The organism is Leptolyngbya sp. FACHB-60, assembly GCF_014695775.1.
Classification (GTDB): domain Bacteria; phylum Cyanobacteriota; class Cyanobacteriia; order Phormidesmidales; family Phormidesmidaceae; genus Nodosilinea.
Genome location: NZ_JACJOX010000017.1, coordinates 212090 through 233633, shown reverse-complemented (window position 1 = coordinate 233633; position 21544 = coordinate 212090). Strand labels below are relative to the sequence as shown.

The 21544-nt window shown below is 53.4% G+C and carries 17 protein-coding genes; 11 read left to right on the top strand and 6 right to left on the bottom strand.

Annotated features, from left to right (window positions below; genetic code table 11):
• Positions 1–32 precede the first annotated feature (32 nt).
• The 4 genes from petE (at position 33) to H6F57_RS05865 (ending at position 1801) form a co-directional block, all read left to right on the top strand.
• A complete protein-coding gene (gene petE, locus H6F57_RS05880; RefSeq protein WP_190627685.1) occupies positions 33–449 on the top strand; it encodes a plastocyanin in 417 nt (138 codons plus the stop codon).
• Positions 450–570: 121 nt separating this feature from the next.
• Complete coding sequence (locus H6F57_RS05875) at positions 571–1053, top strand: GNAT family N-acetyltransferase (RefSeq protein ID WP_199289737.1); 483 nt, start codon at positions 571–573, stop codon at positions 1051–1053.
• Positions 1017–1325: a GrpB family protein gene (locus H6F57_RS27910; RefSeq protein WP_199289738.1), complete on the top strand. Its 309-nt coding sequence runs from the start codon at positions 1017–1019 to the stop codon at positions 1323–1325. The genes H6F57_RS05875 and H6F57_RS27910 overlap by 37 nt, the downstream gene beginning before the upstream one ends.
• Entirely contained in the window at positions 1322–1801 is a 480-nt protein-coding gene (locus H6F57_RS05865) for an OsmC family protein (RefSeq protein WP_190627688.1), read from the top strand. Before H6F57_RS27910 ends, H6F57_RS05865 begins: the two co-directional genes overlap by 4 nt.
• Positions 1802–1810: 9 nt before the next feature.
• On the opposite strand, the gene H6F57_RS05860 is transcribed toward H6F57_RS05865, so the two are convergent.
• Both H6F57_RS05860 and H6F57_RS05855 read right to left on the bottom strand, forming a co-directional pair.
• Complete coding sequence (locus H6F57_RS05860) at positions 1811–2818, bottom strand: alpha/beta fold hydrolase (protein ID WP_190627690.1); 1008 nt, start codon at positions 2816–2818, stop codon at positions 1811–1813.
• Between the two features lie 5 nt (positions 2819–2823).
• Positions 2824–3759 (bottom strand): fatty acid desaturase, encoded by a 936-nt coding sequence (locus H6F57_RS05855; protein ID WP_190627693.1) that lies wholly within the window; start codon positions 3757–3759, stop codon positions 2824–2826.
• Positions 3760–3999: 240 nt separating this feature from the next.
• Between H6F57_RS05855 and H6F57_RS05850 the strand changes: the two genes are divergently transcribed.
• Both H6F57_RS05850 and H6F57_RS05845 read left to right on the top strand, forming a co-directional pair.
• The gene (locus H6F57_RS05850; RefSeq protein WP_190627695.1) at positions 4000–4752 is read left to right on the top strand and encodes a GntR family transcriptional regulator; all 753 of its coding nucleotides are present in this window, start codon (positions 4000–4002) and stop codon (positions 4750–4752) included.
• A 37-nt stretch (positions 4753–4789) separates the two neighbouring features.
• Entirely contained in the window at positions 4790–5998 is a 1209-nt protein-coding gene (locus H6F57_RS05845) for an MFS transporter (protein WP_190627696.1), read from the top strand.
• Positions 5999–6032: 34 nt separating this feature from the next.
• Here the strand turns inward: H6F57_RS05845 and H6F57_RS05840 are convergent, their stop codons facing one another.
• Together H6F57_RS05840 and H6F57_RS05835 are read right to left on the bottom strand one after the other, a co-directional pair.
• A complete protein-coding gene (locus H6F57_RS05840; RefSeq protein WP_190627698.1) occupies positions 6033–7505 on the bottom strand; it encodes a tetratricopeptide repeat protein in 1473 nt (490 codons plus the stop codon).
• A complete protein-coding gene (locus H6F57_RS05835; protein WP_190627700.1) occupies positions 7483–8883 on the bottom strand; it encodes an ATP-binding protein in 1401 nt (466 codons plus the stop codon). Before H6F57_RS05835 ends, H6F57_RS05840 begins: the two co-directional genes overlap by 23 nt.
• 481 nt (positions 8884–9364) lie before the next feature.
• Between H6F57_RS05835 and H6F57_RS05830 the strand changes: the two genes are divergently transcribed.
• Positions 9365–9688, top strand: coding sequence for a GIY-YIG nuclease family protein (locus tag H6F57_RS05830; RefSeq protein WP_190627701.1), 324 nt, complete (start codon positions 9365–9367; stop codon positions 9686–9688).
• 271 nt (positions 9689–9959) lie between these two features.
• Complete coding sequence (locus H6F57_RS05825) at positions 9960–10487, top strand: alpha/beta hydrolase (RefSeq protein ID WP_190627703.1); 528 nt, start codon at positions 9960–9962, stop codon at positions 10485–10487.
• 445 nt (positions 10488–10932) lie between these two features.
• On the opposite strand, the gene H6F57_RS05820 is transcribed toward H6F57_RS05825, so the two are convergent.
• Positions 10933–11694: a metallophosphoesterase family protein gene (locus tag H6F57_RS05820; RefSeq protein ID WP_190627705.1), complete on the bottom strand. Its 762-nt coding sequence runs from the start codon at positions 11692–11694 to the stop codon at positions 10933–10935.
• A 218-nt stretch (positions 11695–11912) separates the two neighbouring features.
• Between H6F57_RS05820 and H6F57_RS05815 the strand changes: the two genes are divergently transcribed.
• Positions 11913–12299, top strand: a complete 387-nt coding sequence (locus tag H6F57_RS05815) for a hypothetical protein (protein WP_190627706.1) — start codon at positions 11913–11915, stop codon at positions 12297–12299.
• Between the two features lie 752 nt (positions 12300–13051).
• Here H6F57_RS05815 and H6F57_RS05810 read toward each other — a convergent pair.
• Positions 13052–13384 carry a hypothetical protein gene (locus tag H6F57_RS05810; protein WP_190627708.1) on the bottom strand — a complete coding sequence of 111 codons (333 nt, stop codon included), beginning with the start codon at positions 13382–13384 and terminating at the stop codon, positions 13052–13054.
• A gap of 376 nt (positions 13385–13760) precedes the next feature.
• Here H6F57_RS05810 and H6F57_RS05805 point away from each other — a divergent pair, with 376 nt between their 5' ends.
• Together H6F57_RS05805 and H6F57_RS05800 are read left to right on the top strand one after the other, a co-directional pair.
• Positions 13761–19688: a HAMP domain-containing protein gene (locus tag H6F57_RS05805; protein ID WP_190627710.1), complete on the top strand. Its 5928-nt coding sequence runs from the start codon at positions 13761–13763 to the stop codon at positions 19686–19688.
• A gap of 89 nt (positions 19689–19777) precedes the next feature.
• On the top strand, positions 19778–21481 hold the full coding sequence (locus H6F57_RS05800; RefSeq protein WP_190627712.1) for a response regulator: 1704 nt from the start codon (positions 19778–19780) through the stop codon (positions 21479–21481).
• The last annotated feature ends 63 nt before the right edge of the window (positions 21482–21544 follow it).

Here is a 21544-nt window from a genome sequence, read left to right as displayed (position 1 = left end):
TTGAACTAGAGATACGAGCTTTAGAGGTAGTTATGCAACGTGTATTTCGCGCCGCCCAGCGTTTGGGCTTGGTTATTCTGTCTGCTCTGTTAGTGGTGGGTACTCTCACCCTGGCCTCTGCCCCTGCTGCGGCCAGCAACTACGATGTGAAAATGGGTTCTGATGCAGGTCTGCTGGTGTTTGAACCTAGCACTGTCACCGTTAAGCCCGGCGACACCGTGACCTGGGTCAACAATAAAATGGCCCCCCACAACGTCGTGTTTGACGCTGCTAGCGTGCCCGGCGACAAGGCTCTGGCTGACAGCATTTCCCACACCCAGCTGACCTTTGCCCCCGGCGAAAACTACGCCACCACCTTTACCAGCGACATGCCTGCTGGTACCTACACCTACTACTGCGCTCCCCACCGTGGCGCTGGCATGGTAGCTAAGGTTGTTCTAGAGAACTAGTCTTCTGACTCTGAGGTGCTTAGGGCCTCAGGCTTAACAGTAGTTGTGAAAAAGGGCGTCCCATGGGATGCCCTTTTTTGCTGAGGGCTATTCCAATGGGTTTTCGTTCTTCACGTTTGCTGTGTACACTAGCCCACAAATGCTTGGACAGGCCATGCAGGTAAAAGACCTCACCCCAGCAGAATGGCCCTGGCCCCTACTGCTGGATGCCGATCCGTCGCGAGAGCTGATTGACGCTTATATTCATCAATCTACGGTGCTGGGGTTGATCGAGGGGAATGCTGTGATTGCAGTAGTGGTGCTGCTGAATCGCGCTCCGCAGATGGTCGAGGTGATGAATATTGCCGTTGCCCCCAGCTACCAGGGCAAAAAGCTGGGGAAGTTGCTGCTGGCGGCAGCCGTGGAGCGATCGCGCCAGCAGGGCGTTAAGCGCATGGTGCTGGGCACCGGCAACTCTGGCATTGCCCAACTGGCGTTTTATCAAAAGATGGGCTTTCGGCTAGAGTCGATCGATCGCGACTACTTTGTGCGCACCTACCCAGAGCCAATTTACGAAAACGGCATTTGGTGCCGCGATCGCGTCCTTCTCTCCCTAGATCTGTAGTAGGCTGCTGCAATTCCTGCAAGGATACTCGTTCCGAGTCGGTTTCCGTTTCTGAATGCCATAGGCTTTACGCTTCGCGAATCGCTACGAAACAGGTTCAGGTTTCCTCCAATTCATTGATCGCTCACCCCGACTGTGCCGAGCAGTACAGTGAACTCAAGCGCACCCTGGCGGCGCAGTACCCCAACGACATTGACGGTTGCATGGATGACAAAGACGAGTTTGTGAAAACGATGGCACAACGATCGCTGCACTGGCGAGGACTAGTATGACCAAATCAAAGCCCCATCTCTACCGAGTGGAAGTGACCTGGACAGGCAACACCGGGTCGGGCACTCAGAGCTATGGCACCTACGATCGCGCTCACACCATCACCGCTGACGACAAACCGGCGATCGCCGCCTCTGCCGACCCAGTCTTTCGGGGCGACAAAACCAAATACAATCCCGAAGAGCTGCTGGTCGCCTCGCTGTCGAGCTGCCATATGCTGTGGTACCTGCATTTGTGTGCCGAGGCCCAGGTGATTGTCACCCGCTATGTCGACTACCCAATCGGCACAATGATGGAAACGAGGGACGGCGGCGGGCAGTTTTCTAAGGTTTTACTCCGGCCCATTGTTACCATTGCGCCGCAGAGCGATTCAGAGCTGGCGGCACAGCTCCACGGGCAGGCCCATCAAAAGTGCTTTATTGCTAATTCGGTGAACTTTCCGGTGCAGTGTGAACCGTCTGTGCAGCTTGAACCCTAGCTGAAGGGGTCATTGACCTAAAAGCGCTGCGATCGCCCCTTGGATAAACGCCTCGTCTTCAGGGTTTTGGTAGGGGTTGCCCGCCCGATGCCCCCAGATTGAGGGGATAGGCCGGTACTCCGCATCGGGGATCATTGCTGCCTCGGCTGCGCAATCCTCAGGAGTAAAGTACAGATCGGTGGTGGCGGGCATAACCAAGGTTTTGGCGGTGATGGACTCCATTGCTTTGGCGTAGCCGCCCTGGTAAACCGGGTTATTGCTCACATCGCAGCGCAGCCAGGTGTCGATCATGGCCAGCAGATTGTGGGGATCGCGCTTGCGATAGCCCGCCTCCCAACCGCGCAAAATGTAGTCTTCAAGGGAGTCGTAGCCCCAAGCTAGGTAGGGCTTGGCCCGGTAGTAGGCCTGGGAGGCCGCCCAACTGGCATAGATCTGGGCAAAGGTGTGAAAGCCGCGATCGGGGGTGCCCTCAAACCGTTCGCCGTTCCAGGTGGGGTCACTGGTCAGAGCGGCTCGTAGGCTGTAGAGAAAAATTTTGTTGTGATCGGTGGTTTTGGCGGTGCCGCAGAGGGTGGCTAAGCGCTGCACGCGATCGGGGTAGAGCGCGCCCCAGTGGTAGCCCTGCTGCGCCCCCATCGACCAGCCATAGACTAAGGCTAGCTGGTCAATTCCCAGTTCTTGCGTAATTAGGGCAAACTGGGCGCGCGCGTTGTCGTAGTGGGTGAAGTAGACGCCGGGCTGAGCGGTAGCCGGGTCATTGCTGGGCGAGGTCGAGAGGCCATTGCCCAACATGTTGACCATCACCACGCACCAGCGATCGGGGTCAAGGATGCCGCCGGGGCGCACCAGCCAGTCAACATCAGTGTGTTGGGCTCCGTAGGACGTGGTGTAGAGGATAGCGTTGTTGTGATGACTATTCAGCTCTCCATAGACCTGATACACCACTTCCACTTGGGGCAGGACAACGCCGCACTGGAGGGGAAATTCCTGAAGCGTAAACCGCCTTGGTGTGGCCATACCCATTAGCTAAAATCCGCCACAATGCTGCGGTTAGCGCACACATAGCCAGCATCTATGCAGGCAAAGTAGGGCTTGAGCTGCTCGTGGGCCATCGGCAGCGCCTGAAAGGGAATTGACGGGTAAAGGTGGTGCTCAGCGTGGTAGGGCATGTTCCACATTAGCCAGCGCAGGGGCCAGAGGGTGAGTGTGGTGCGGGTGTTAATCAATGGGTCGGCGTCATTGGGGCAGCCGGTGTGCTCGGCCAGCAGCACAAACCGCAGCAGGGGTTGACCCACTGCCAGCGGCAGCATCCAGTGGGTGAACAAAACCCAGGGGTGACCCAGCAGCGCAGAGACCACAATCACCGCCGCGTAGGTTAACAGCTGAAGCCGCACCGAGCGAACCACCTCAGCGTGGGAGCTTTCGGGGAGATAATAGAGTCCGTCTAGCTGCCCCATGGCGACTTTGCTGTGGCAGCGCACCTTGCCAATCCACCAGGGAATGCCGCTCATCTGCCAAGCGTAATTGCTTAAGCTGGTAGGCTTGTAGTCTTCTAGCTCAGGGTCTTTGCCGGGGATCTGGGTGTAGCGGTGGTGCCACTTGTGGTAGCGCCGGTAAAACGTGCTGTTATAAAACGACAGCAGCCCTGCCAGCCAGGCGGCTCCGTCATTGAGACGGGGGTTGGCGAAAGCAGTGCGGTGACAGCCTTCATGCATGGCACAAAACATCAGCGCCAGACTAGCCCCGTAGACTATCAAGGCGGGCAGCGCTAGCCCTAGGGGAGCGGTGGCCCAAAGGTAGCCGCTAACGGCCGTCACTGCCAAGTGGCCCAAAAACTGACTGCCCCCAGCCCAGTTCGATCGCTGGTTGAGGGTGGCCAAGGCCGCCGCCGATAAAATCTGGCGCGGTTGACGGGGCAATGGTCTGGATTCGACAGCAGGTGTAGTATTCGTAAGCATGGTTAACGTTCTGGTAGAAAATGTTTGGGCAACGTCGGATAATCAGAAAATGGGAAGTAGCTTGGTTGCGAAACGCCCAAGCGCTCAAACTACTTTTTCCATAACAACCCGCTGACTAAATCGGCCAGCACACTGACCCTCTTTCAACTTGTTATAACAAGTGAGCTTAGCATAATTATTTGGGGTGACCAAGCCGTCTTGAAGAATGTCTGTCCACCCGTCAATGATGGTTCCCTGACCATGGCTGCTCCGCTACACATCAGCATTTCTGAAAAGCTGCGCCACCAGATTGAGGTGGGGGAGTACAAGTCTGGCGATCGCCTGCCCAGCGAGCACCAGCTGATGGAAACCTTTAGCGTCAGCCGCATTACGGCCCGCCAGGCGGTGGCAAATTTGGTCAGTCAGGGGTTGGCGATCGCCTACCGAGGCAAGGGTGTCTTTGTCACGCCGCAAAAAAAGGTCACCTATTCTCTCTCTAGCCCGCTAGTGTTTCTAGAGCAAGATATGGCCCGTCAAGGGATCGCCTTCTCCTTTGAAAACCTGACATTTGAGCCCACTCCGGCCCCAGCCGAGGTAGCTGCGGTGCTGGGCATTTCTCCGAAATCTGAGGTTTATCAGCAAAAAAAACTCTTTCGCATGGATGGGGCCGCTGGAGCGGTGGATCTGTCGTACCTGATTGCTGATCTGGGCAAACGGTTGGCCCCCTTGCTCGAACAGCAGATGAGTTTTCCAACCCTGGCTCAAAATGGTATTCCCATCGAACGCCTAGATGGCGTAATTGAATGCACCCACGCCGACTACGACCTCAGCGGCTACCTGGAGGTACCCTTGGGCCACGCCCTGATGGTGTATCGTTACACGGCCTACACCCGGAACCAGCAGCCGGTGCTCTATGGGTCCACCATTTCCCGTGCTGATCGCTTTTGCTACTCCCTCAGCACTCCAGCACAAACAGATGGTAAGGATCGACTTGGGGGAAGGTCTAACCGTTGAGCGGCATTAATATTAGCTGCACTAAACCTGACGACCAATGCGATCGCCCATAGCAACACCAGCTACGCCCCATCGCCTTAGAGAACGCTCGCTGGTGGGGTTCATGACGCTGCTGTATGCCGTGCAGGCAGCCAGCAGCAATCCAGGGCTGGCTTACTTACCTGTAGCTGCCTATCTGACGGATTCCCTGGGCTTTTCAGCGACACAGCTGGCTAGTTTCCAGGCTGCGGTGCTGCTGCCCTGGTTTACTAAGCCGCTATGGGCGCTGCTAGCCGATGGTGTAGCGCTGGTGAAATACCGGGTTAAAAGCTATCTGAGCCTGTGCTACGGCCTGGTGATCGTGGCGTTTGGGGTATTGGGCCTGGTACCGCAGCCCACCGCTGTAGAGCTGCTAGTCGGCATCGGCATCATTTCTACGGCGGTGGCCGTCTCGGATGTGCTAGCTGATCGGTTAATGGTTGTAGAGGGGCAGCAGCGCCAGCGGGCAAACCTGTATCAGGCGGCTCAGTGGGCGGGGTGGGGTAGCACGGCGGTGGCGATGTTTTTGGCTGGGGGATGGTTGGCCGACCACGTTGCCCTACCCACAGCTTTTTGGCTGAGTACCCTGCTGCCTGGGGCCGCTTTGGTGCTGGTGGTCTGGAAGCTGCCTGAAGAACCCAATGCTACCCAACGTCTGAAGGCCAGTTGGCAACAGTTTCGCCAAGCTTTGAGACAATCTGATCTGCGTCGGGTAATTGGTCTGGTGGTAGTACTACAGATCAGTCCGCTGCCGGTAGATTACCTCTATCAGGCCCAGGAGCTGGGCTTTGACAATGGGGTAATTGGCCAACTTAAGGCGGTGGAGGCGGTGGGCACAGCACTGGGGGCGCTGGGGTTTGGGCTATGGGCCTGGTGTGCGCCGCAGCTGCCGCAGCTGAGCCTAGCTGTAATCGGCCAGGCGGGTGCCACTTTCAGCCTGGCTTTCATGCACGATGTGAATTCGGCCTATGGGGTTTACCTGCTGCGCGGTCTGCTGGGGATCGTTGGATTTCTAGGGTTATTTGGGCGAGTTGTGCCCGCCTGCCCACCCCTGGCCGAGGGTCTTACCTATGCCTTTTTGGTATCAGTCTCTAATCTTGCCGTCAGCCTGGGGTTGGTGGTTGGTGGCACCCTCTACGACCTTGGCCTACCATTTGGAACGATTGCCCTAGTAGGGACGGGCTATATCCTGACCGTAGGCGGTTGGCTACTTTTTCGCCAGCCCTAACGTTCATGAGCAGGAGTTTCAACGGTTATCCACCTTACTTTTGCCTCTTTTTTGGTAGTGCAACCCCGATCGATCGCCATTTTTCTAAGGGGCGGGCTAGGGTTTCCAAAAACTTGTGGAACAGCAAACGACTATTGGCGGTCTCCCACGGGGGCGATAGGCGCAATGCTCGGTAAACCAACACTAGAGCTTTTTTGTAATTGCGCTGCTCCCAGTGCACTTTGGCCAGACAGGCGTAGACGATCGCCTTGATATACGCTTCGAGCTCTTCGTCTTCTAATTTGGACAAGGCCAGCTGGCTGGCCTGCTGAGCCAGGCTGGCTTGGCCCAGCGCGGCGTAGCAGTAGGCCTGGTGAGCCGTGACAATCGCGATCGCGCCATTCCCTTCCCCAATGCGTCGGGCCATGTTTTCCGCCTGTTTGAAATAGGTCATGGCCTCAGCAAAATCGCCCAGACCGTAGGCATAAATCACTCCCAGATCGTTAAGGGTGATGAATTCTCGGCTATAGCTGTGGATTTCGCGAGAGAGGGTAAGACTTTGTTGCCCGTAGGCGATCGCCGCCGCTAAATCATGGTTTAGAAAAGAACACCGACAAAGCCCTACTAGGGTACCGGCTTGCAGAATTAGATCGTTTTGGTTTTGGCTCAACACTAAGCAGCGGTTGAGGTAAGGCAATGCTTTCGCCGGCTCGCCACGCCATTCGTACACCCTGGCAAAATGGTATAGCGTAGCCGTTTCTTGGGCTGGAAGCCGATGGGTTTGGGCCAGGGCTAAAGACTCTTGCAGAGCTTCAAGACTGCGTCTCATCTGCCCGGTGTAGCCATAAGCCAGGGCTAGCTGTTGCAAAACTTTGGCCGTTGTTTCCCAGGCCGCCAAGGTTTGGGCCAGGGGTAATATCGCTTCTAGCTCTTTGATGACAGGGCGATAGCGCAAACATTCCATCTCCAAATCGACCAGACTACGGCGGGCCTCTACCTCCAGCCGCAGATTGGGTTGGGTTCGACTTTCTGCTAACAGAACTTCGTAGTGGTGTCTGGCTTTGTCGTAAGCTCCCAACTGCTGCCAGCAGTCTCCGGCCAGCTGCCGTAGCTCGGTTTGCAAACCTTGACCTACCCGGTCTAACAGAGCCTCACACAGCTCAACCTGTTCACGGCGGTGCCCCCACAGCCCCAACTGCCGGTAAAGAGCGATGCCATCGCTGACGGAAGCTGTGGCGATCGCCTGAGCGATCGGCCACAACTCTGCCTCACAGGCGTGATAAAACGCCTCTAGCCAGCCCCGCACCTGGTCTAAAGGGGCCTGGCTATAAGGTTCGTAGTGACTCAGCCACTGCGCGATCGCCACGTAGTGGGCATACACCCAGGGCGATGAAAGATCCACAACTGGCAGATCGGCTAACTGTCTGGGCCACAATGTAGCCAGATCGCCTCCCAAGGTGCTGGCAATTAAGCTTTCTAGGGGCACAGCCTCTAGAAAGCTGTACTCAGGGGCTGGCAGGGTTGTCATGGCGGGTTCTCAGGTGGCGCAGGTGGCTCAGGGCAGTGCTGCGGATCAAGTTGTGCTGGCGCAGGTGTATCTGGCCTTGCTCTACGAGGTCTTCCACCAAGTAGCGATCGAGCAGCGCGTCTACCATGAGCTGCTGCTGGTCGAGATTGGGTTGCAGAGGGGCTAACAGATTTAGCCAAAAGGCCTCTACCACCGGACGACGGTAGACCGACCCTAGACAGAGCAGCCAGTAGGCTAGCGGCACATCTTGCCGCAGGCGGTCAAAGCTGGCTTCAACGCGCTGGCGCACAATTTGCCGCAAATGCCGGGTATAGGAATCCAGCCTTAGCTGATCGTTTTCTCCCTCCACAGGCAGGGCTTGGGCGACTTGCTCTAGCCGCTCAATCTCTTGGCCATAGGTGCTCCAGTAATCGGTGCAGTTGCCGTTAAAGGGAGCGTTGAGAATTTCCCCCGCGATGATTTGTAGGGTGAGGGGGTGGCCCTCGTAGGCCGCTCCAATCCGGCGGAGCCGGTCTTGCGTCAGGCTATCTGCCTCAAGTTCTAGCCCCAGTTGCTCAAATAACAGCATTTGCTCGGGGGGTGCTAACCCTTTTAGAGAAGCGCAGTGCCAGATAGGTTGATAGCGGCTGCCCAGCGATCGCAGCTCTACCGGAAACTCCTGCGTTGCCACCAGCACCACACTCTTGCACGCCTGAGCCGCCAACAGGCGGTGGAAAAACTGCTTCCACTCGATGTCCTTAAACTCGCTCCAGCCGGTTTCTTCATTGCCCTGAAGTGTGGCTTCTAACCCGTCTAGCACCAGCAGGCTGGGCTGACTGGCCAATTGGTTCACCACCGTACTCACTCTTTCCTCCGGTAAGAGCGAGGAAGTTTCCCCATCACTGTCGCTCAGGGAGGGGGCGATCTGGCTAAAGCTGGTTTGATCGCGACCATCAAAAGTGATGCAGCGCTGGTTGGGCAAAACCGTTGCTAACCGTTGACGCAACTGATTGACCAAAGCCGTTTTGCCGATCCCGGTCATGCCCGTGATCAGCAGTAGACGACAGGGCGTTTGGCTGCGCTCCACTAGCTCATCGAGCAGGGCGGCCCGCCCAACCCAGACTTCGCTGTAGTAATTGTCAGAGAGTGCTGGCTCTGCCATGGGTGGAGTGCGATCGGCCACCTGCTGCCAATCGACCTGGGCCGTCTCACAAATAGCCTTAAAAGCATCGGCACTAATCGGAATCCGCTGCCAAAACCGCCGCAGGGTAGCTAGGGAAACATGGGCGCGATCGTACCAAGCCGCCGATTGCCGCCCCCATCCCCGTTGATGAATACTGTCTTCAAGCAGCTTTAGCCCCTTTGGTGATGCTTTTAACCGATCGCGCCTTTTGCTCATCAGCCCTAGCGACTAGTTGATCTCTTGGTTCAATTCCGTTTATCCTACGGCGCGATCGCTAATTCACTGACGAAAAATTACCAAACAATCGCAAATATACTGAATCAACCGTAGAGACATGGCTCAGTATGTTTGCCAACCATAATGAGATGCCTGGCTTTCTCTAGGAAGGTAAGTTTTACAGAGGCGAGCCGATGGCGTTAGCATCAATGCCTTTTGACGATCAAACGACATAGCCTCTGGCAAGGAATGATGAAATCAATCTCAGTGGTGTTCACCATCCATGGTCAATCTGCCCTTTGAAACCGAGCTAAGTTGTGACCATTGAAATTCTACGAACCCTTGACCATAGTGCAGAGGTGATGGTCAGAAATATATTTTATGAGTCTATGCCCAAAAGATTGGATAAATTAAATGCGATTTTAGCCAATCCTTTCTGACGTCAATAGATAAGTTTTATATGGCATATCAGGAGAAGACGATGGGAGGAAGTGAAGTCAAACCTTTTGCCAGTATTTATATAAACTCAGTACCAGAGATAGAGGGCATCTACGCCATCTACGACGAAACTGCGGAAGATCTATCTGTCTATGTTGGAAAAGCGAACAATATTCGTAATAGGCTGAAAGAACTTTTTATTGGCCGTGGGAGCAAAACAATTGACCTGTTGACAGGTCAGGGGCATGATTTGTGGTTTTCATTTGGCTATTCAAGTAATCCTTATGGTGCTGAAGCCGCAGAATTAGCAGGACTTTCTCCTGTGGGCAGTAAAAAACGATTAGTTAAGTATTTAGAAGAAAATTGAGCGTAATTGTTGACGATGCTAATACGACATCCCTGAAAATAGAAAAGAGTGCTTAATGCTAAGAAAGGCTCTATTTACTGCATCGCTTCTGCTGTTTTCTCAATACGCAATTAAGTAGCTGAGATTAGTAGATCAGCACTACGGGCCAGATTGCTAGTCGTCACAGGTTTCCTGGGCGACTCAGTCAGCCTCGTTATACTAATCACATGCGTCAGGGCCGCAACCTTTTAGAAAGCCGTGACGTTAGCAGATAAATCGGTAGGAGGTCACGATGCAACATCGAACCCGTCAAGTCTTAACGGCAGTAGCGTTAACCAGCTTGGGCCTAGGTGCCCTAGTCGCTCCAGCGGGGGCGGCTGAGTCGGTGCGCCTCAACTATCGGGGGTTTAGCCGCACGGTGCCTGTGGCGCTGTTGACTGCCCTAGCCGAAACCGGTGACTCCTCTGGGTCGCTCGACGGGCTGCTCAACCAAGCGGGGCAGAACCCAGCAGAGCTGCGATCGCTGCTGACTCGTCCTCTGCCCGTCAACTCGGTCATACTCGATCGCTCCCTCAACAGCGGCCCTGGGGAGTGGGCTCTCGATCAGCTTGGCGACTCTATCCATACGGGTAAAGGCGAGGCCAATCGCCAGGCGCTGCGATCGGCCCTGGTGCTGTCGGCCAGCGACGATAGCCATATCACCCTGCTAGAGGTGCTGCAAAAGTACCCCACCGAAGAAGTGGTGCTGGAGGGCGAGCGCATCCAAGATGCCTATAACAGTCTGGCCAGTTTTCTGCGGCCCCTGTCAATCTTTCTATAGCTTTCTCCGCTTGAGGGTCCCTGGTCAGTTCAGCGCCTCAAAAGCGAAACTGCTATCATCCCCACCACAATTGTTACCAGCAGTAGCGTCAGTGGCTCCAGCTTAAACTCCGAGTTTTTGCTGGAGCCTGTGGCGTAAAAGAACGCGAAAAACACCAGCAATATTACAACCAGGTCTAGGCCAGTAAACACAACGCATTCTCCTAGGGCCAACTGGAACTCAATGCCCAATGGTAACGACGAAAGCTATGCTCGGCCACAAGTGTAGATCTGACCACAGCCGCTTTATTTCGCTGCCAACTTAACTCAGTATTTTAGTTGCCCCAGCCAAAACTGAACTCTGAAATAAAAGCGTAGATCTCGCCTCAGCAGAAAATCTACCCATAGCATTCTTTCCGTTCTGAGTGCCGTTGAGATCGTGCAGTGTTTATCTAAGGTGCGGCGGGCTAAAATGCGGCGCGGCTGACCATGTCGCGGGGACGTTTTTTGATCAACGTGGGGTCTAGGTAGGTAATTGCTTCGGCGCACGATCGCACCCGTTCAATCGGCTCAAACACATTAACCTGATAGACGATCTGGTTATCCCAGTCGAGGGCAGTGAGCCAGCCGCTGCGGGGATGGTAAACGCCGGTATCAATATCGATCCAGCCGCGCCCAGCAACGATTTGGCCGGGGTCTACGCCGGGGAAGGTAAAGGTGATGGTGTGGCCAGTAATGATCAGCTTGTCGGAGAAAAAGGGCGTCAGGCTGCTGTGAAAGGTTTCACGGATCCAGCACATTTCGTAGCTGCTCTGTTCGGCGATGGGCAGCATGGGGTTGACTCCGGCATGCACCAGCCACAGATCGCCTAGGTCAATGTATAGGGGCAGCTCGCGCAGCCAGTCGAGGTGGTCTTCAAGGGTGGCGGCAGAGCCGTGGTAGCTCGATAGGGTGGCCTGACCACCGCTAAAGATCCAGCCCTGGAGGGTGGGAGGATTGATTTTGCCGTCGACAAAGGTGTCGAGAATTAGCTGCTCGTGGTTGCCCCGTACGCAGCCAGCGGCGTTGCGACGCACAAAGTCGACTACGTCAGCGCTCTTAGGGCCGCGATCGATGAGATCGCCGACAAAGTAGACTTTATCGTCGGGTTCTGGGGCGATCGCATCCCACAGCCGTTGAAGACCGTCGAAGTGACCGTGAATATCGCCAATAAAAATGCGTCGGGGCATAGGATAGGAAATCCAGTCCCTTCATTATGCCTTAACCCCAAACTCAACTTCTGGTTTTTCGTAATGCTTATATGTTTAAAGTCAATTCGAAGCGGAGTTTCTAACCGAGGTTGGAGATTTGCAATTGCTTAGGGATAAAACGCTTACTTCTAAGGGCAGATGGCGTTTATTCTGATTATTCTCAGGCATAATAAAGGCCAGCTTATAGCACCTACCCTATGCGCCGTTCCCGATCTCGTAGCCCGCTGCCTACGTCTTCTGTAAATCGAATGCCTGCTCAGCGGCGACGAGGACAGCGGCGGGCAGACCCTTTGCGGCGTTTAGCTCGCCACACCCCAGTGTTTGAGCTGAGCGCTCGGCTAGGGGTGAACTGTTTTTTAATGCTGGTAGCGGCTGTGTCGCTGGCGCGTTTGGTGCCCTATCTCCAAGCTCAGGTGCAGCAGCTAGAGGTGGTGCACCGCGAGCTTGACCAAGCCGAGGTAACCCACGCCCGACTGAGGGCCGATTTTGATCGCTACTTTGACCCAGCCCAGGCTGGTCGAGTCATTCAGGAGCAAACGGGCTATCGCACTAAGTCAGAACGGCACGTGGTTTGGACGGATTAGGCGAGCCTAGACGGTAAACGCAAGCTCCCGCTGGATGCAATGCTTGTAGTCCTACTTGCTTCACCGATAATGCTAGCCCCAAGGGTTTGGAGCGTCACCACGTTCTTAGGGTTTCACGCCTCCTAGGCTGGAATTGCTCAAGCATGTTAGTTAAATAGCCCGTGCTGAGAATATCGAGATATGTTTGTTTGTAACCGATCGCTTGGCTGACAAGGGGGCGTCATGGGGATGCGACTGCGAGTCTTGCTGGCGGCAGACGAGGATCGCACCTACCGAGTGGAAAGTTCAGGGACTCTATGTGTTTTTCTTGTTCGCCTATTTTTCAGAGATGAGTCCCATTGAAGGGGAATGGCAGCATCTCAAGCGCGATGAACTGGTGAGGCAAATGTTTAAATGTGAAGCAGAATTGGCGCATAACGTCGTCATTGGCTTAGAGGATAGGGGAAGAAAAAATAGTCACTCTACTCAGCCCTTAAATGTCAAGTCTGCTTAATCTTTTATCACAATAATCGGCTTTCTATACCTGTAAAGACCTGCTTATATACCAAGTCCAGAAGTGAAGTTTTTTGCCGGCAAAAAACTTCACTTCTGGACTTGGATGAGGCTTGTCAAGCAAGGTAACTGTGTAAGTGGGGACAAAAGTATCTTGAACGGATGGATATGAATCAATCTGTTTGATCCAAAACATCCTGTATTGATGACTCACTCACAACCTTTAATAAGCAAAAAAAACTTAGACTATGTACGGAAAATCATTTTTGCTGCGATCGCAAATCTGCCATTAATACATTAATTCGCTCGGTGACATCGGCTTTTGCATCTGGATCAGCGTCATGCAAAAACACATCTAGCACAAACCAACGACACAGTAACGGATCAATAAAAATCAATCTCAGAATCAGTTGATTCAAAATCTCTGTCACTAGCTCGTCCGGTAAACGCCGGATTTCATCTCGAATGGCTAAGGCAGTCTCTAAGTCTCGGCTTTCACCGACTTTTGTTACAGCTTGAACTGCCGCCTCAACCAGTTGAGGTAAATTGATTCCCGACTGACTCGATTCGTTAAGTAAGGATTGATCGTCCAAGGGAATTGCGTGTTAGAAGATGAGATAGTAGAAGGGCTGGTATAGGCACTAGGCAACTGACAGCCGGCAATGTGAGCACATCCATTGCCAACTACCCGCTATACAGCCAGCAAGCAACTATTGTGCAAATCTAAGCATATAGCTAACTTACCTAAGTTGGGCTAAAACTGCTGTATTGACACCTCTCTTTGGACTGATCTATGAAAATTTAGTCCTCCGTCCAAGGTATGAAGCCGATTCTATCCTTTGCGGTAGATGATCCGTAGGGGGGGTATGTTTGTCCTTGAAAAACCTTTCGCTGCAGAAACTTACTACCTCACTGGCTCAAGCGTCAATCCTTTATCACCATCCCTACCAAAAGCAGCCGTAGAAGTTTATGACAACCGCTCAAACCCTCGCTGAGACCGATAGCTTCGACCTGAAGCAACTGCTTAAAGTTTTGACTGAAGTGAAGAAAGGAAATTTTTCAGTGCGAATGCCGCTTGATCAGACGGGTATCGCAGGGAAAGTTGCCGATACGCTCAATGACATCATTGACAAGAACGAGCAGATCGCGACGGAGCTAGAGCGGATCAGCGGAGTGGTGGGGAAAGAGGGTAAGACGAATGAACGGGCTTCGTTGGGTGGAGCAAAAGGATCGTGGAAAGCCTGTGAAGGGTCAATCAACACGCTGATTGTGGATCTAGTGCAGCCAATGGCGGCGATTACACGGGTGATCCGATCTGTGGCGAATGGTGACCTGTCGCAAGCGATCGCAACGGAGATTGAAGGGCGATCGCTGCAAGGGGAGTTTCTGCAAACGGCACAGATCGTTAACACAATGGTGTCCCAGCTTCAGTCCTTTGCTTCTGAGGTGACGCGGGTCGCGCGGGAAGTGGGAACCGAAGGCAAGTTGGGCGTGCAGGCAGAAGTAAAAGGGGTTGCCGGCACCTGGAAAGATTTGACCGATAACGTCAACTCAATGGCGGGGAACCTGACGGCGCAGGTAAGGAATATTGCCGAAGTGACGACCGCTGTGGCCAATGGCGACCTATCCAAGAAAATTACGGTCGATGTCAAAGGCGAAATTCTGGACCTAAAAAGCACCATCAACATCATGGTGGATCAACTCAACTCCTTTGCCTCTGAGGTAACGCGGGTGGCGCGGGAAGTGGGCACCGAAGGAAAACTGGGTGTACAGGCGCAAGTTCCTGGTGTGGCTGGCACCTGGAAGGATTTGACGGACTCCGTGAACTCAATGGCAGGCAACCTGACGGCGCAGGTGCGGAACATTGCCGAAGTGACAACGGCCGTGGCGAACGGTGATTTGTCCAAGAAAATTACGGTCGATGTCAAAGGTGAGATTCTCGACCTAAAAAGCACCATCAACACAATGGTGGATCAACTCAACTCCTTTGCTTCGGAAGTAACCCGGGTAGCGCGAGAAGTGGGCGCTGAGGGTAAGTTGGGCGGACAGGCAGAGGTGCGCGGCGTGGCTGGCACCTGGAAAGACTTGACCGACTCGGTAAATTTCATGGCGGGTAACTTGACTGGACAGGTGCGAAATATTGCCGAAGTGGCAACGGCGATCGCCAACGGTGACTTATCCCGCAAAATCACGGTCGATGTAAAAGGTGAGATTCTGGAGCTGAAAAACACCGTCAACACAATGGTGGATCAGTTGAATTCCTTTGCTTCTGAGGTGACGCGGGTGGCGCGGGAAGTGGGAACCGAAGGTAAGTTGGGCGTGCAGGCGGAAGTAAAAGGGGTTGCCGGCACCTGGAAAGACCTGACGGACAACGTGAACCTGATGGCAGGCAACCTCACCGGGCAGGTGCGAAACATTGCTGACGTGGCAACGGCGATCGCCAACGGTGACCTGTCCAAAAAGATTACTGTGCAGGTGAAAGGTGAAATTTTGGAACTGAAAAACACCATCAACATCATGGTGGACCAACTCAGCTCCTTTGCCTCGGAGGTAACGCGGGTAGCCCGAGAAGTGGGAGCCGAAGGCAAGCTGGGTGTGCAGGCTGATGTTCGCGGCGTTGCCGGCACCTGGAAAGATTTAACCGATTCCGTAAACTTCATGGCAGGCAGTTTGACGGCGCAGGTGCGGAACATTGCCACAGTGACGACTGCCGTGGCAAATGGCGACTTGTCGAAGAAAATTACGGTGGATGTCAAGGGCGAAATTTTGGAACTGAAAAACACCGTTAATACGATGGTGGATCAGTTAAATTCCTTTGCCTCGGAAGTAACGCGGGTGGCGCGGGAAGTGGGCGCTGAAGGGAAGTTGGGCGTACAGGCAGAAGTGGGCGGCGTGGCTGGCACCTGGAAAGATCTGACCGACTCGGTAAACTTCATGGCCGGTAGTTTGACGGCGCAGGTGCGGAACATTGCCGAAGTGACAACGGCAGTGGCGAACGGCGATCTCTCTAAGAAAATCACGGTAGACGTAAAAGGTGAAATTCTCGACCTGAAAAGCACCATTAACATCATGGTGGATCAACTCAACTCCTTCGCCTCGGAAGTAACGCGGGTGGCGCGGGAAGTAGGAACCGAAGGAAAACTGGGCGTACAGGCAGAGGTGCGCGGCGTTGCCGGAACCTGGAAGGATTTGACCGATTCGGTAAACTCGATGGCAGGCAATCTGACGGCGCAGGTGCGGAACATTGCCGAGGTCTCGACCGCGATCGCCAACGGCGACCTGTCCAAGAAAATTACCGTAGATGTGCGCGGTGAGATTTTTGAACTGAAAAACACCGTCAACACGATGGTGGATCAACTGAGTTCCTTTGCCTCCGAGGTAACGCGGGTGGCGCGGGAGGTGGGAACTGAAGGAAAACTGGGCGGTCAAGCACAGGTGATTGGCGTAGCGGGCATCTGGAAAGATCTGACAGATAATGTAAACTCGATGGCTGGCAACCTGACGGCGCAGGTCCGAGGCATCGCTAAAGTCGTGACTGCCGTAGCCAACGGCAACCTAAAACAGAAGTTGATGCTGGATGCCAAAGGGGAAATTGAAACCCTGGCAGACACGATCAACGAGATGATCGACACTCTGGCAACCTTCGCCGACCAGGTGACAACCGTAGCGCGGGAAGTAGGGATCGAAGGAAAATTAGGTGGTCAGGCGAAAGTGCCGGGTGCATCAGGCACCTGGCGTGATCTGACCGACAACGTAAACGAATTGGCGGCAAACCTGACGACCCAGGTACGAGCGATCGCCGAAGTGGCAACCGCCGTGACCAAGGGCGATTTGACGCGGGTGATTGCGGTTGAGGCGCAGGGCGAAGTTGCCATCCTGAAAGATAACGTCAACCAGATGATCGCCAACCTGCGCGAAACCACCCAGAAAAACATCGAGCAAGACTGGCTCAAAACCAATCTGGCAAAATTTACGCGGATGTTGCAGGGACAGCGCGACCTGGAAACGGTTTCCAAGCTGATCTTGTCCGAACTGGCTCCTCTGGTATCCGCCCAACACGGCGTATTCTATCTGCTGGAAACTAGCGAGATACATCCACCGTTCCTGAAATTGCTCAGTACCTACGCCTATCGAGAGCGCAAGAATCTAGCAAATCGCTTCTATCTCGGCGAAGGATTGGTCGGACAATGTGCCCTGGAGAAAGAGCGAATTCTGGTCACTGAGGTGCCTCAGGACTACATCAAAATCAACTCTGGGCTGGGTGAGGCTTCACCGATGAACGTCGTCGTCCTGCCCGTTCTGTTTGAGGGGCAGGTGACGGCAGTAGTCGAACTAGCTTCCTTCAACCGCTTTAATGAAATTCACCTCACCTTCTTCGACCAATTGACTGAAAGTATCGCGATCGTCCTCAACACGATCGCCGCCAGTATGCGAACTGAGGAACTGCTGAAACAGTCCCAATCTCTGGCGGAAGAAATGCAAGGTCAACAAACTGAACTCACCGACACCAACCGTCGTTTGGAGCAACAGGCGCAATCCTTGAAAGCGTCAGAAGACTTACTCAAGAGTCAGCAAGAGCAACTGCAACGGACCAACGAAGAACTGCAAGAAAAAGCCGAACTATTAGCGACGCAGAACAGCGAAGTAGAGCGTAAAAACCGCGAAATCGAGCAGGCGCGATTGTCTTTAGAAGAAAAAGCTGAACAGCTAGCGCTAACTTCTAAATACAAATCTGAGTTTCTGGCAAACATGTCTCACGAACTCCGAACTCCGCTTAACAGCTTGCTGATTTTGGCGCGACTCCTGTCCGACAACACTGAGAACAACTTAACCCACAAACAGGTCGAATATTCTCAGACCATCTACTCTGCCGGCAATGACTTGCTAGGGTTGATTAACGACATCCTCGATCTGGCGAAGATCGAATCCGGCACAATTTCAGTGAATGCCGAGCCTATCCTGTTTGCCGATCTGCAAGTGCATCTAGAGCGTACCTTCCGTCAGGTTGCCGTCGATCGCAAACTCGATTTTCGCATGCGCTTCAGCGAGCAACTGCCACGCACCCTTTACACCGATGCCAAGCGGCTGCAACAGGTGTTGAAAAACCTGCTGGCAAACGCCTTCAAGTTCACAGAGCGGGGACAAGTAGAGTTAGAAATCAGCATCGTCACCCAAGGCTGGAGTTCAGAGAAAGCTAGATTAAATCAGGCGGATCAGGTGATTGCCTTTGCGGTGACCGATACGGGCATCGGCATCGCTCCAGAGAAACAGCAGATTATTTTTGAAGCCTTCCAGCAAGAAGATGGGACAACGAGCCGCCGCTATGGTGGCACCGGTTTAGGCTTGTCGATTAGCCGAGAAATCGCCCAACTTTTGGGAGGTGAAATTCGCCTGACGAGCGAACTGGGTCAGGGCAGTACGTTTACCCTATATTTGCCCTTGACCTATGTGGAGCGCCAAGAGAACGGGGAGACAGGCAGACGGGACGGTAGGGAGATCCAGAGAACCATTCCGGTAGAAACCCGCAGAGCGCCAATTCCCAATAGCTCCACGGCTCACTCGGTGAGCTCGACGATAGCCCTGCGCCCCACCGAAGTCGCGTCACCCACCCCGTCAGGGGGAATCCGAGCCGCTATTCCTGTCACCGCCACTCAAGTCGGTACCTTTTCCGTTGATCCAACGCTAGAAGACGATCGCGTTTCAATCCAACCCGACGATCGCTCTTTGCTAATCATCGAAGATGACGTTAACTTCGCACGCATCTTGCTCGATCTGTCGCGGGAGCACGGCTTCAAAGGCTTAGTTGCCACACGGGGAGATGTGGGACTACAGATGGCGCGAGACTTTCAACCCTCTGCCATCATGCTTGACATCCGGTTACCTGTTTTGGACGGTTGGACCGTGCTGAACTACCTCAAGCACGACTCTGCCACCCGCCACATTCCGGTTCACATTATGACCGTGGAAGATGGGCAATCCCGCAGTTTGCGGCAGGGCGCGATCGCCTACCTCCAAAAACCCGTCAGCAGTGAATCTCTGCTCAATGCCCTGGCAAGCATGAAAGAGTTTGTAGGACGGTTAGTCAAGAACTTGTTAGTGGTAGAAGACGACGACCAGCAACGCCAAAGCATCGTCGATTTGATTGGAGATAGCGATGTCAGCATCACGGCAGTTTCAACCGCTGCTGAAACCATAGCCGCTATTCGCGCGAAACAGTTTGATTGTGTAGTCCTCGATCTGCTGCTGCCCGATGTTAAGGATTTTGAGCTACTCGAACAAATCAGACGCGAACCGAACTTAGGTCGCCTGCCGATCATCGTCTACACGGGCAAAGATCTAACCGCTCAGGAAGAAACAGAACTGCACCGCCTGTCCGACATCTTGATCATAAAGGATGCGCGATCGCCCGAACGCCTGCTCGACGAAACGAGTTTGTTCCTCCATCGGATTCAGGCAAACTTACCCGATCAGCAACGGTTGATGTTAGAACAAATACGGCGGAACGATCCGATTCTGGTAGACAAAAAAGTGTTGATTGTAGATGATGACGTTCGCAACATCTTTGCCCTTACCGGCCTGTTAGAACGTGAGCAAATGCAGGTTCTCTACGCCGAAAGCGGCAGAGATGGCATCAATATTTTGCAGGCAAATCCTGATATTGATGTGGTACTGATGGATATTATGATGCCTGGAATGGACGGTTACGAAACCATGGGGGCAATCCGACAGATTAGTCAGTTTGCCGATCTGCCGATGATTGCCCTCACTGCCAAAGCCATGAAAGGCGATCGCGAAAAATGTCTGGAAGCCGGTGCAACCGATTACATTACTAAACCGGTCGAAATGGAGCAACTGCTGTCACTACTACGAGTCTGGCTCTCCCGATCTAGAGACTAGGTGCTAAAGGGTGAGAACTGGGCTGCTCTCACCCTCAATTCATACTTTGCTTGGCAGTGCATCCTCTCCGTCCTTCAATTCTCCACACCATGCCCTCTGAACTCAAAGCCAACATTCTTCTGGTTGACGATCGCGTAGAAAACTTGATCGCCCTAGAAGAGATCTTGTGCAAACTGGGGCAGAACCTCGTGAAAGCTCAATCCGGAAAAGAAGCGCTTCGGTGTCTGCTAAATCAGGATTTTGCTGCGATTCTGTTAGATGTGGAAATGCCAGGAATGGATGGATTTGAAACCGCATCCATCATTCGGCAGCGAGAGCGATCGGAGCATACACCAATCATCTTCGTCACCGCTTTTAGCACCGACGATCAGTTGCAGATGAAGGGCTACGCGTTGGGAGCAGTGGATTATTTACTCAAACCGATTAACCCCGAAATTCTCATTTCCAAAGTCTTTGTATTTGTTGAATTGTTCAAAAAGACCCAGGAGATCCAGCGGCAATCAGCAGAATTAGCCATGCAGAAGGTCGAGATTATCCAGGAACAGTTTGCTCGTCAACAAGCAGAATCTGCCAACCGCATGAAAGATGAATTCATGGCGATCGTTTCCCATGAACTACGAACCCCGCTCAACGCGATTTTAGGCTGGTCACAACTATTGATAGCAGGCAAACTTGACGAGAGCACGGCGAGCCGCGCGCTCGAAACTATTAATCGCAATGCCCTATCTCAGGCGCAACTCATTGATGACATCTTGGATGTCGCCCGTCTTACCAGCGGCAAAGTGAAAATTCATCAACACCCGATCAACTTGCTCAATGTAATTTCAAACGAACTGGAGTCCATTCGTCCTGCCGCCAACGAAAAAGGTATTCAGCTGACGAGTGAGTTTACGTCCGATCGCTGCATTGTTAGCGGCGACATGCAGCGCCTACAGCAAATCCTTCGCAATTTACTCTCAAACGCCATTAAATTTACGCCAGAAAGTGGGCAGGTTGAGGTGGGGTTAAAGCGAATCATGGGGAATGAGTTGTGGATAATGAGCAAAAACCAAGAGTCAGAACGAACAGCTCAACACCTCTTGCCAAACGCTGCATTTGCCCAAATCACTGTAACTGACACCGGAGTCGGCATTGATTCTGATTTTCTACCTCAGATTTTTGAATACTTTCGCCAAGCAGATTCGTCTTCTACCCGTTCTCATGATGGGTTAGGGCTAGGATTGGCGATCGTCCGCCAACTCGTTGAGCTTCACGGCGGCAAAATTGACGCTGCCAGCGAGGGCAAGGACAAAGGCACGACCTTTACTATCGTTCTGCCGTTGCACACTCCAACCCAACTTGACCCATCTGCTGAGATGCCAAACCCGGAGTCATTGCCTAGCGATTTAGCCCTAGAGAATATCTCTGTTTTGGTGGTAGATGACAATGTTGATAACCGAAACTATCTAGTGACCGCGCTGGAGCTAGCGGGTGCTCAAGTCACGGCGGTGGCGAGTGGGCAAGAGGTAATAGATTACCTCCAACACTCGCACCCCGATGTGTTGTTGAGTGACATTGCCATGCCCAACGAAAATGGTTATGAACTACTGCAACGAGTTCGGATGGTTGAACAAAAACGGGAGAGGACAATCCCGGCGATCGCCCTAACGGCCTATGCCAAGCCAGAAGATCGAAATCAAGCACTCTCAGGTGGCTTCCAAGAATTCCTCTCTAAACCCATTGATCCAATTCAGTTGATTGAAGTCGTAGCAGAGGCAGCTAGAGCAAAAGTCGACAATCTGACAGCCCTCTAAACAAGCATTAAACCTCCTTGATAGTCCCTGACAACTAAGTCGACTTTATCCAATTAAGCGGCA

Bases quoted from the DNA above. Each gene is read 5' to 3' on its own strand.
- petE (WP_190627685.1), top strand. From the start codon at position 33: ATGCAACGTGTATTTCGCGCCGCCCAGCGTTTGGGCTTGGTTATTCTG.
- H6F57_RS05865 (WP_190627688.1), top strand. From the start codon at position 1,322: ATGACCAAATCAAAGCCCCATCTCTACCGAGTGGAAGTGACCTGGACA.
- H6F57_RS05860 (WP_190627690.1), bottom strand. From the start codon at position 2,818: ATGGCCACACCAAGGCGGTTTACGCTTCAGGAATTTCCCCTCCAGTGC.
- H6F57_RS05855 (WP_190627693.1), bottom strand. From the start codon at position 3,759: ATGCTTACGAATACTACACCTGCTGTCGAATCCAGACCATTGCCCCGT.
- H6F57_RS05850 (WP_190627695.1), top strand. From the start codon at position 4,000: ATGGCTGCTCCGCTACACATCAGCATTTCTGAAAAGCTGCGCCACCAG.
- H6F57_RS05845 (WP_190627696.1), top strand. From the start codon at position 4,790: ATGCGATCGCCCATAGCAACACCAGCTACGCCCCATCGCCTTAGAGAA.
- H6F57_RS05840 (WP_190627698.1), bottom strand. From the start codon at position 7,505: ATGACAACCCTGCCAGCCCCTGAGTACAGCTTTCTAGAGGCTGTGCCC.
- H6F57_RS05835 (WP_190627700.1), bottom strand. From the start codon at position 8,883: ATGAGCAAAAGGCGCGATCGGTTAAAAGCATCACCAAAGGGGCTAAAG.
- H6F57_RS05830 (WP_190627701.1), top strand. From the start codon at position 9,365: ATGGGAGGAAGTGAAGTCAAACCTTTTGCCAGTATTTATATAAACTCA.
- H6F57_RS05825 (WP_190627703.1), top strand. From the start codon at position 9,960: ATGCAACATCGAACCCGTCAAGTCTTAACGGCAGTAGCGTTAACCAGC.
- H6F57_RS05820 (WP_190627705.1), bottom strand. From the start codon at position 11,694: ATGCCCCGACGCATTTTTATTGGCGATATTCACGGTCACTTCGACGGT.
- H6F57_RS05815 (WP_190627706.1), top strand. From the start codon at position 11,913: ATGCGCCGTTCCCGATCTCGTAGCCCGCTGCCTACGTCTTCTGTAAAT.
- H6F57_RS05805 (WP_190627710.1), top strand. From the start codon at position 13,761: ATGACAACCGCTCAAACCCTCGCTGAGACCGATAGCTTCGACCTGAAG.
- H6F57_RS05800 (WP_190627712.1), top strand. From the start codon at position 19,778: ATGCCCTCTGAACTCAAAGCCAACATTCTTCTGGTTGACGATCGCGTA.